This is a genomic window from Pseudomonadota bacterium (assembly GCA_030775045.1).
Lineage (GTDB): Bacteria > Pseudomonadota > Alphaproteobacteria > JALYJY01 > JALYJY01 > JALYJY01.
Genome location: JALYJY010000038.1, coordinates 1 through 5,991, shown reverse-complemented (window position 1 = coordinate 5,991; position 5,991 = coordinate 1). Strand labels below are relative to the sequence as shown.

At 61.4% G+C, this 5,991-nt stretch carries 7 protein-coding genes and 1 tRNA gene; 4 read left to right on the top strand and 4 right to left on the bottom strand.

Annotation, left to right across the window (positions count from 1 at the left end; genetic code table 11):
• Positions 1-137 precede the first annotated feature (137 nt).
• The 3 genes from M3O22_04760 (at position 138) to M3O22_04750 (ending at position 2,299) form a co-directional block, all read left to right on the top strand.
• Entirely contained in the window at positions 138-1,172 is a 1,035-nt protein-coding gene (locus M3O22_04760; protein ID MDP9196068.1) for an SPOR domain-containing protein, read from the top strand.
• 20 nt (positions 1,173-1,192) lie between these two features.
• Complete coding sequence (gene nagZ / locus M3O22_04755) at positions 1,193-2,191, top strand: beta-N-acetylhexosaminidase (protein ID MDP9196067.1); 999 nt, start codon at positions 1,193-1,195, stop codon at positions 2,189-2,191.
• A gap of 15 nt (positions 2,192-2,206) precedes the next feature.
• Positions 2,207-2,299: transfer RNA gene (locus M3O22_04750), tRNA-Ser, on the top strand.
• A gap of 82 nt (positions 2,300-2,381) precedes the next feature.
• Here M3O22_04750 and M3O22_04745 read toward each other — a convergent pair.
• The gene (locus M3O22_04745) at positions 2,382-2,747 is read right to left on the bottom strand and encodes a response regulator (GenBank protein MDP9196066.1); all 366 of its coding nucleotides are present in this window, start codon (positions 2,745-2,747) and stop codon (positions 2,382-2,384) included.
• Positions 2,748-2,775: 28 nt separating this feature from the next.
• Between M3O22_04745 and M3O22_04740 the strand changes: the two genes are divergently transcribed.
• The gene (locus M3O22_04740; GenBank protein ID MDP9196065.1) at positions 2,776-4,173 is read left to right on the top strand and encodes a beta-lactamase family protein; all 1,398 of its coding nucleotides are present in this window, start codon (positions 2,776-2,778) and stop codon (positions 4,171-4,173) included.
• A gap of 6 nt (positions 4,174-4,179) precedes the next feature.
• Here M3O22_04740 and rpoZ read toward each other — a convergent pair whose 3' ends face one another.
• The 3 genes from rpoZ to M3O22_04725 form a co-directional block, all read right to left on the bottom strand.
• Positions 4,180-4,590 carry a DNA-directed RNA polymerase subunit omega gene (gene rpoZ, locus M3O22_04735; GenBank protein ID MDP9196064.1) on the bottom strand — a complete coding sequence of 137 codons (411 nt, stop codon included), beginning with the start codon at positions 4,588-4,590 and terminating at the stop codon, positions 4,180-4,182.
• 60 nt (positions 4,591-4,650) lie between these two features.
• On the bottom strand, positions 4,651-5,487 hold the full coding sequence (locus M3O22_04730; GenBank protein ID MDP9196063.1) for an AIM24 family protein: 837 nt from the start codon (positions 5,485-5,487) through the stop codon (positions 4,651-4,653).
• Positions 5,488-5,490: 3 nt separating this feature from the next.
• On the bottom strand, positions 5,491-5,991 hold a 501-nt coding region (locus M3O22_04725), incomplete at its 5' end, for an alpha/beta fold hydrolase (protein MDP9196062.1).

The following is a 5,991-nucleotide window of genomic DNA, read 5'->3' as shown; positions in this document are numbered from 1 at the left end:
GTTGGACCCCGCAGGGGCGCGGCTGAAACAGCCCGCCTGCTGCGTCATCCGGCTTGCGGTGAGGGTCCACTCCCCGCTGCGCCGTCTTTCTGGCAGGATGGGCTTTTCAGACACGCGCAGAACATATGGAGGAAGGGATGATGCATCCCGCTGATCCCGAACTCGACCTGCGCCGCAACCTCCGCACATCATGGTCCGGTACAAATCCGGGCCCTGTCTGGTCCCGCCGCCGGGTCATCGGCATAGTCCTTGCCATTCTGGGCGTTGCCCTGTTCGTAGGCATGCTGTGGCAGGTCTATATGCTGGGCCGCATGACCGGCAGCGAGGATACAGCCCCTGTCATCCAGGCGGACCACACTCCCACCAAGATCCGGCCTGAGCAGCCGGGCGGACTGGAAATCCCCCACCAGGACAAGACGGTTTTTGATTCCCTGGACGGAAAGCGCAGGGCCACGGTCGAGGATCTTCTGGAACTTCCCGAAGAGCCCCTGGAGCAGAACCAGACCGGGCAGTCTTCCGCTGATCCTGAAAATCCACCTTCCGGCAATCCGGAAAAAACCGAGAGCCTTTTCTCCCAGGTCCAGGACCAGGAGGTTATGACAGCCCCGGCCCAGTCCGAGAGCAGCACTTCAGACACTCCTGGAACCGGACAGGAACCTGTTGAATCAATGGCCGCTGCCCCGGACCAGACGGCACAGTCCGAAACAGCCACCCCGGAAACGCCCGCGGAATCTGCTGCGACTGAACCACCTCCTGCCGTCGATACTCCCGTCCAGGCCGTGGCTGTCATCCGCAATACTCCCGTCCCGGAAAACCATGGCGCGCAGCCTCCGAAACCGGCCGTTACGCCGGCCAGAAAAACGCCCCCCAAACCTTCTCCGAAAAGCACTCCGAAGCCTGCCACGACAGTCCAGGCGTCCACTCCGGGTGAAGGGAGCAGGATCCAGATTGCTGCCGTCCGCACCGAGGCCGATGCCCGGGCGGCCGTCGCCCGCTTGCAGAAACAGTTCCCGGAAGATCTGGGCACGCTGCGGTTCTGGATCAAAATGGTGGAAATTGCCGGCAAGGGCACTTTCTACAGGATCCAGGCGGGCCCCGTCTCCGGCAGTGCAGCCACAGCCCTGTGTGACAAACTGAAAGCCCGCGGCCTGGGCTGCATCATCATCCGCTGACCTGCACCGGAGGGAATGCCATGACCTTCCGGGCCGCTATTGTCGGGTGCGCCGGCCCCTCCCTCCTGCCGGAAGAGCGGGACATGTTTTCCCGGCTCCGGCCTTTTGGTCTGATCCTGTTCCGCAGGAACTGCGTCACACCGGACCAGATCAGGGCCCTGGCAGACGATTTCCGCGGACTTGTGGGAAACGACGCCGCCCCTGTCCTGATCGACCAGGAAGGGGGACGCGTAGCCCGCCTGTCCCCTCCCCTCTGGCCCCTGTTTCCTCCGGCAGGTCATTTCGGAGACATGTTCCGGAACTCTCCGGGTGCAGCCGCCAGGGCCGCTTTCAGTCACGGGCGTCTGCTGGGGCAGACCCTGCAGTCTCTGGGCATCTCGGTGAACTGCGCCCCGGTCTGTGACCTGCGACTGGACGGGGCCCACCATGTGATTGGAGACCGGGCTCTGTCCTCAGACCCGCACCACATCGCCATGCTGGCCGAAGCCATGGCCAAAGGCATGATGGCCGAGGGTGTCCTTCCGGTCATGAAGCACATCCCTGGGCACGGACGGGCGCTGGCGGACAGCCACGAGGATCTGCCGGTTGTGCGATCCTCCCTGGAGGTGCTGGAACAGACCGATTTTGTCCCTTTCCGGGCGCTGGCGAAAACCGTTCCCCTGGGCATGACCGCCCATATCATATATGAAGCCCTGGATCCCGTCCGCCCTGCAACTGTGTCAGGAATGGTCATCGGGAACACAATCCGCCGGGATCTGGGCTTCCACGGGCTTCTCATGACCGATGACATGTCGATGAAAGCCCTGGACAGGGCCCTTCCCGGCACATCCATGGGGCAGAAGGCCCAGATGGCGCTCGAAGCCGGTATTGACGTAATCCTGCACTGCAACGGCCGCGCAGATGAAACAGCATCCCTCCTGAAGGCCTTCCCCCCTCTCAGCGCACAGGCCATGCACCGCTGGGCCATGGCGCGGGCAAAGCTTCAAAGACCCCTTGCAGTCAGGGAAACCCCCATGTAATGTTCCCCGGCCTCTGGAGGGGTGGCCGAGTGGTTGAAGGCGCTCGCCTGGAAAGCGGGTATAGGGTCAAAAGCTCTATCGTGGGTTCGAATCCCATCCCCTCCGCCATCACAACCCCGGCGATCCATTTATCAGACATTTCCGGTTGTTTCAGCTCCCGGCTCAGCAACGGATATCCGTGCGGATCCCGTCATCTGCCACAATGGCTGTCCCACAGCGATGAGATCCGGGCTGCCAGGGTCATGGGGTCAAAAGGCCTGGAGATAACATCGATGGCTCCCAAAGACATGTATTCCCTGATTTCGGTGGTCTGGACCGTGGCAGTCATGAAAATGACCGGCGTATGGGCCTTGGCCGGAATTTCCCGCAGTTTTTTCAGGGTTTCCGGGCCGTTCATTCCGGGCATGATGACATCCAGCAGGATCAGCTGGCTCAATACACCATCAGCAGATACCCCTGTAGATACCGTCGTATCACCGGATGATGTCTTCTCCCATGACAGCAGCAATACGTCGATCCCGTCCGGCAGTGACCATGACAATGCTTTTGACGACAAGGGGCATACCGGCTAGGTTCGGCGGGTCATGCGCAAGAAGAATGCCTCTCCGAAACTTGGCCCTGCCGACACTGTGGCCTGCCAGGTCATCGACACGTGGCTGGATTTTCGCAGCCGCTGGTCGGATCTTCCCGGCTTCCAGGTGGCCATCCGCAGGAAGGGTGAGCTTGTGCTCAGCAAGGCCTGCGGCTTTGCCAGCCTGAAAAGGAAAACCCCCTATACCACAGGGCACGTGGGGCATATCGCCTCCCACAGCAAGATGTTCACTGCCTGCCTTGCGCTGATGATGCAGGCCCGGGGACTTCTGGATCTGATGGATCCGGTGGTGAAATACCTGCCGCAACTGAAAAAGCACCAGGACAGGCGTTTCAGGGATGTCACACTGCGGGACCTGCTCTCCAACCGGTCTGGCCTGTTCCGGGATGGCACCGATGCCGCCCACTGGGACATGGAAAAACCCTTCCCGTCCCGTGAGGAGCTGCAGAAAGACATCCTGTCCGCCACGCTGGTGTATGAGCCCGACACCCACACCAAATACTCCAACACAGGGTTCGGCCTGATGGGCCTTGTGCTGGAAGCCGCCGGGGGCAAGCCTTATGACACTCTTGTCCGGGAATACATTTTGGACAGGATTCCGGAGGCACAGCTGCTGCCCGATTATACTGCGGTGAAGGGACTGCGGTTCGCCGACGGACATTCGAAGAGATTCTATGGCGGTGAGCGCAGAACCTGCCGGCACGACCCGGCCAAGGCCCTGGCCTCGGCCACAGGCTTCTGCGGCACCATGGAAAGCACAACCCTGTTCCTGCACACCCTGCTGCAGACGGACACCCTGCTGCCCCGGGCTGTCCGGAATGAACTGCAATCCCTGCACTGGCCGGTCATGAACCAGAAAAACGAGCATTACGGACTGGGCCTGATATTCGATACCCTGTCCGGCCAGACCTGGATCGGCCATTCCGGCGGGTGGCCCGGCTTTGTTTCACAGACCCGCCTGCTGGCCGGTTCGGATCTGGTCTTCGGTGTCATCATCAACACCAATGAATGGGTCACCCTCAATGTCATCCGGTCCATGGAAGGCATCATCCGGAAAATCGCCGATACGTTCTCTGCAGCCGAACTGAAGAATGTGGCCATTACTCCGCCCCTCATGAACAAGTGGGGAGCATGGGTCTATGTGACGGGACAGAAAAAGGCCATCGGCTTTCCTCTGGAAACATGGCTCCCGATGGAAGAAGCTGTCGTTCTGGAAGCCCGGCAGGATGGCAGCTACTCCAGCGACGCAATCAGCGGGTGGCACAGCCCGGGAGAACCTGTCAGGTTCATCCGCAGGGGCAAGGATATCACGGCCATGAAATCCGGTGCTTTCATGCTGTGGTCCGAAAAGGAATACCTGAAGCGGAACAGGGCCGGATTTGTGTCGTAACCGGCCTTATTCCTTGTCCCCGTCTTCTTCTGCAGGGGCCTCGTCATCCCCGTCCTCATCGTCCTCGTCGCCGGCTTCGGCGGCATCGTCTTCGGAAAACATGGCCGAGGCGTCGTTTTTGCCCTGTTCTCCGACCCAGCCCTGCTCGCCGGCCATCAGTTCCACAATTTCGTCCTCAGGCTCGCTCCGGTCCGTCACCTTCTGGTAGCCGCGAATCAGGGATTCACGCAGGACACCCGGATCAACGGTCCTTTCAGCAATCTCGCGCAGGGCCACAACAGGGTTTTTATCACGGTCCCGCTCAAGGGTGATGGTCGCCCCGGAGGCAAGATCCCGGGCCCGCTGGGCGGCCACCATGACCAGCTCAAAGGGATTGGGAACAACAGTAACGCAGTCCTCGACAGTCACTCGTGCCATGGATGCAGCCCTTGCCTTCAGAAGAATAACGGGAGGGGCCTGTATACCCAAAAGCCCTGGCTATCGCAAGGACGACCCTGCATCGGGTGGAACAGGAGGCCCTGGCAGAGGCGGCCGGGCCAGCGTGGACAGGCGGTCATAGACCGGCAGCATGGGGGCAATCCACACTTCCCCTTTTCCTTCAAAGGTCTGGACCAGCCCCTGCCCTGTCATGGATGTTCCAAACCAGGTGCGGGATGACTTTCCGACCGAGAATTTGACTGTCCCGCTGCGCAGCAGGGCAAAGGATCCGTCCAGGACCACCTTTTCCCCCGGCGTCAGGCTGATCTTGACGATTTCCGACATGGGTACGGGGCTGGTCAGGACCACAAAGCCGGTGCCGGACAGATGGGTCTGGAACAGGCCCTCGCCGCCAAACAGGGCCGCCGAGACATTGCCCTGCATGCGAGATGCCACCTGGATCCCCGCGTCACAGCACAGGAACATGCCCTGGTCCACCACAATAGATTCGTCACGCAAACCTACCAGCAGGAAGTTCTGGAAGGACGGCTCCAGCCAGATGGTGCCGCTGCCCCGATAGACAGGCCGGAACAACCTTTCCCCTGTAACCATGGCACCGAAAAGACGCCGCAGGCCCCGGGTATCCATGGGAATGGAATTGTCGATGTCAAAGCGGCCCGCGTGGAACTGCATGGCTCCGGCTTCCAGGATCACCGCCCCCTTGTGGTTCAGGGTAATCCGCACCTGGCGCACAGGCAGCGCGGCCATTTTCAGCCATGCCAGCTGCTCCAGCGCCCGGGGATCTGTCAGCCCGCCAAAGGCAGACCACTCCAGGATCTCCACCAGGATGTCGTCCACCGTGACCGATTCCAGAATGCGCCAGGCGGGCTGTGACATGATTTATCCTTCAGCTGAGAGAAACTTCCGGACAGCGGCTGTAAATGCCGCCGGCTGGTCGGCATGGACCCAGTGGCCGGCGTCCGGGATTTCCTCCAGCACGGCGCGGGGGAACAGGCGGCGGATCAGGGCGTGGTGCTCCGGCCGGATGTAGTCGGAATTCTGCCCGCTGATGAACAGGGTCGGTCCTGGAAAGGGAGACAGGGCCGCCGTGTCCGGAAAGCCCGACAGCTGGTCCATGGCCTTTTCCAGAACCAGCAGGTTCACCCGCCAGGCCCACTGGCCGTCCTTCTGGACCAGGTTCTGGAGCAGGAACAGGCGGACCGCCGGATCGGGAATGCGGGCCTTCAGCTTCCGGTCTGCATCCATGCGACTTTCGAGAGTGGTCAGATCAAGGTTCAGCAGGGCCTGGGCAAAGGCCCGCAGCGACGGCGGACGAGCCACGGGAGCCACGTCCACAATCACCAGCCGGGACACCCGGTCCGGATGCGTCAGGGCCAGCAT

What these genes read in the sequence shown, in the direction of transcription:
- M3O22_04760 (MDP9196068.1), top strand. Translation starts at nt 138, where the DNA reads ATGATGCATCCCGCTGATCCCGAACTCGACCTGCGCCGCAACCTCCGC.
- nagZ (MDP9196067.1), top strand. Translation starts at nt 1,193, where the DNA reads ATGACCTTCCGGGCCGCTATTGTCGGGTGCGCCGGCCCCTCCCTCCTG.
- M3O22_04740 (MDP9196065.1), top strand. Translation starts at nt 2,776, where the DNA reads ATGCGCAAGAAGAATGCCTCTCCGAAACTTGGCCCTGCCGACACTGTG.
- rpoZ (MDP9196064.1), bottom strand. Translation starts at nt 4,590, where the DNA reads ATGGCACGAGTGACTGTCGAGGACTGCGTTACTGTTGTTCCCAATCCC.
- M3O22_04730 (MDP9196063.1), bottom strand. Translation starts at nt 5,487, where the DNA reads ATGTCACAGCCCGCCTGGCGCATTCTGGAATCGGTCACGGTGGACGAC.